The sequence below is a fragment of the Bacillus hominis genome, assembly GCF_018332515.1.
In the GTDB taxonomy this organism is placed as follows: domain Bacteria; phylum Bacillota; class Bacilli; order Bacillales; family Bacillaceae_G; genus Bacillus_A; species Bacillus_A hominis.
Genome location: NZ_BOQD01000343.1, coordinates 1 through 337 on the forward strand (window position 1 = coordinate 1; position 337 = coordinate 337).

At 40.7% G+C, this 337-nt stretch carries 1 protein-coding gene; it reads left to right on the top strand.

Going from position 1 to position 337, the window contains the following annotated elements; translation table 11 throughout:
* Nucleotides 1-337, top strand: a 337-nt coding sequence (locus KI356_RS24335) for an ABC transporter ATP-binding protein (RefSeq protein ID WP_212936705.1), incomplete at both ends; no start/stop codon positions are given.

Here is a 337-nt window from a genome sequence, read left to right on the forward strand (position 1 = left end):
GATAAAGAGTTTATCGTATTTGTCGGCCCTTCTGGATGTGGAAAATCAACAACTCTACGTATGATTGCAGGTCTAGAAGACATTTCCGATGGTTCGTTTTATATTGATGGAGAACGTATGAATGATGTCGCTCCAAAAGACCGAAACATTGCGATGGTATTTCAAAATTACGCACTATACCCGCATATGACTGTTTATGATAATATCGCGTTTGGCTTGAAACTACGCAAACTTCCAAAAGATGAAATTAATCGCCGAGTAACGGAGGCGGCGAAAATCTTAGGGCTTGAAGATTACTTACAACGAAAACCAAAGGCATTATCAGGTGGACAACGCC